This is a genomic window from Leptospira sp. B5-022 (assembly GCF_000347035.1).
Lineage (GTDB): Bacteria > Spirochaetota > Leptospiria > Leptospirales > Leptospiraceae > Leptospira_B > Leptospira_B cinconiae.
This window is the reverse complement of sequence record NZ_ANIJ01000003.1, coordinates 1-2791: the sequence shown is the minus strand read 5'-3', so window position 1 is coordinate 2791 and position 2791 is coordinate 1. Positions and strand designations below refer to the sequence as shown.

3 protein-coding genes are annotated in these 2791 nt (G+C 36.8%); all 3 read left to right on the top strand.

Annotated elements, in window-relative coordinates:
* Positions 1-737 precede the first annotated feature (737 nt).
* The 3 genes from LEP1GSC192_RS00055 to LEP1GSC192_RS00045 all read left to right on the top strand — a co-directional run bounded on the left by LEP1GSC192_RS00055 (position 738) and on the right by LEP1GSC192_RS00045 (position 2676).
* The gene (locus LEP1GSC192_RS00055) at positions 738-1448 is read left to right on the top strand and encodes a hypothetical protein (RefSeq protein ID WP_020767869.1); all 711 of its coding nucleotides are present in this window, start codon (positions 738-740) and stop codon (positions 1446-1448) included.
* Positions 1449-1681: 233 nt separating this feature from the next.
* A complete protein-coding gene (locus tag LEP1GSC192_RS19880; RefSeq protein WP_198289283.1) occupies positions 1682-1834 on the top strand; it encodes a hypothetical protein in 153 nt (50 codons plus the stop codon).
* Positions 1835-2091: 257 nt separating this feature from the next.
* Positions 2092-2676: a hypothetical protein gene (locus LEP1GSC192_RS00045; RefSeq protein WP_020767871.1), complete on the top strand. Its 585-nt coding sequence runs from the start codon at positions 2092-2094 to the stop codon at positions 2674-2676.
* Positions 2677-2791: the final 115 nt, after the last annotated feature.

The window sequence follows — 2791 nt, the reverse complement described above, 5'->3', positions numbered from 1 at the left end:
GCGACCCTTGCTTGGCCTACGGCACATTTCGCTTTGTCACTCGTCTTGCATAGCAAGCCTCGCGCCAAGTGCTACGCACTCGCGAAACGTCGGCTAGGCTAGGCCGTTATGCGAAAGTGACCAAGCAAACTTTTTTTATGAAAATATCAAAAAGCACAAAATTCTATATTGCTTCTATTTTTATCGGATTATTCTATATTCCTGTTTCTTGGCTAAGTTTTGAGTTAGTAGATTCAGGGTTTGGGAAAAAACCTATAGATAGTTTCTTTACATTGTTTAAAAGTGTTTTTGGTTTTCTTTGTTTGTATTTGGCGATATATTTTTTATTTAAGATTGATTTAGAAAATAAAAACGCAATCAAAATAAACTATGTGAAAATGCCTCAGTTTATTCGTTCAGTCGCATCTTTGATGCTGATCTTTCTTTCATTATATCCTTTTTATTTTTGGTTCTCAATGCTAATTCATTGAACCTCAAAATTTCTGTTTTAAAATTTGCAATGGACCATTTTTAATAAATTGGTCACCATCGCATAACTTTCGCCTCAGCCGCAGCGCTTCGGGCTTGCTACGCAACCCTCGCTTGGCCTGACGGCAAATCCAGCTATCTGTCACTGCGATTGCATACGCAATCTCGTGCCAGAGCTGGACTTCGGCAAGGCTTGGTCGTTAGACGCAATTTTTCGAAGACTATAAGTAGAATAAAAAATATACTAAACTTACTAGTTAAACTACAATATGGATTATATTAGTAAAGATCCCTCGAAGATTTTCAATTCCGTTGGTGCTAACGATAGCTTTGTCACTATCTGCCTCGACATCAATTCGGATGAATTTAAAAAATTTGGCAGCCCGTTAAGCGGAATTTTGCATTATACTCAGAATCAAAGAAAATACTTCTTAGGTGAAAAAGTAAAATTAGGTATTAAGGAAGACATTTCCTTTTTGAAATTAAACACCTTGGATCTAAAATATGCACCTGAAATTAAAAAATCTCTGATCCAAGAGGGGATTTCAATTCACTCTATTGAGCAAATTATAGTTACCCCACAGGACGACGTTCAACGTGAAATTCCGAAAAGTCATAAAAATAAGATAATAATACCTTTAGCACCGGAAAAGGATGCATTAGAAAATGAAAGGATGCTTGTATTTCTATATCAAAAATATTTGGAGTCAGGAATAAAATTTCTTAAATCCGAAAAAGAAAAATTTGTCGGAGTGTATATGGGCCTATTTGGGGCATTCCCCGAAGATATACTTGTAAAGATCCAATTAGATCCATCTGATTTAAAATCAAACTGGCGAATTCATCATCACTATCTCAGCACGAAGAAGAAGCGAGAAGGGCTTACTGATGTCGAAGATATCAGACTCAAAGAATGTGAAGCAATTTTTTTTGGAAAGTGGTTTTGTCGATGGTTCGTGAACTTAAGCAACTTGCTGTGACCAAAAGAGATCGCGCCGAAATAAGAGAAATTTTAAAGGAAATTCTGATAGAGATGTCCTTCATTGAGGATGATCGGCTAAATCTAGACTCACCAACAATTTATTGGAATAGAGAGTCACTCTTACATATAGTTCTAAGACATCTTTATAATGTTAAAATCAAAGGTTTAAAAAAGAGCACTATCCCTTATTCCCTCGCGGATTTGCAGATATTGATTAAACGGATCGTCGAAATGATCTATTTTGAATGGAAAGAATATTCTGAAACGAAACCAGGGAAGAAATTCTCAAAATACGGGGCAGAAAGCCCGTATTATAATGGTGATTATTACGTAATACATATTGCTCCAGATGGTAGAATAGAATCGTTTTACAATGTTGATTAGAAAAATTCGAAAAACTGCGTCTAACTTTCGGCTCTGACGCAGCGCTGCGGGATGCTTCGCACCCTTGCTTGGCCTGCGGCACATTTCGCTTTGTCACTCGTCTTGCTGAGCAAGCCTCGTGCCAAGTGCTTACGCACTCGCGAAACGTCGTCAAGCCTTGGTCGTTAAGCGCCATTTTTTAAATTCTACGTTTATGAAGAGAAATGATTTCGAGTAATAAAATTAATAATATTTGTCCTCTATTAATGGATTCTTTTATGAATACTGAGATTGATAATGGAATTATCACCAGTTACAGCAGTTTTTTAAAGAAAAGCAGAAAACAGTTAGGACAATTTGAAAATTTCATACTAAAGCTACATGACTCGAACATAAGATCTATTTTGCACATTCGAGACGATTTAGATATTGCTTTATTGGATATGTCATTATCAGAAAAGGCATATGAAATAGAGAATCGATTTACCTCTGGAGTCGGCTATATTGATTTTCCATTAATTTTACGTTTTAAGAAAGTAAATTCGGCGAGAAGTTATAAAGTAACTGAAAAAGGCTTTTTAAAACGAGTCAGAAAGGAAGAAAGTAAAAGTAAATTTATCTACCTATTCGAAGAATTGCTTGGTATATCTGAGAGTTCGATTTGCTTGGCGATTGTGCTGTTTAATAATTCAGGAAAGATAATGAAAGATCGGTATCGACTTCTCCTTGTTGATGCGGAGAAAATTGAAGTAATTGAAAATCACGAAAAAATTTGGGAAAGTCATTTTGATAATCAATATTTAGACATCTATCGCGAATATCGATACACTTTCCCAGAGTTATTGACAAAAAACGGCGCTTAACTTTCGGTGCCTCCGCGCCGCTCGGGGCTCACTTCGTGACCCACTCGCTTGGGCTTCGCCACATTTGCTTCTGTCACTTCGTTTGCAAAGCAAACTCGTGCCATCGCAAACGTCG

What these genes read in the sequence shown, in the direction of transcription:
- LEP1GSC192_RS00055 (WP_020767869.1), top strand. Translation starts at nt 738, where the DNA reads ATGGATTATATTAGTAAAGATCCCTCGAAGATTTTCAATTCCGTTGGT.
- LEP1GSC192_RS19880 (WP_198289283.1), top strand. Translation starts at nt 1,682, where the DNA reads ATGATCTATTTTGAATGGAAAGAATATTCTGAAACGAAACCAGGGAAG.
- LEP1GSC192_RS00045 (WP_020767871.1), top strand. Translation starts at nt 2,092, where the DNA reads ATGAATACTGAGATTGATAATGGAATTATCACCAGTTACAGCAGTTTT.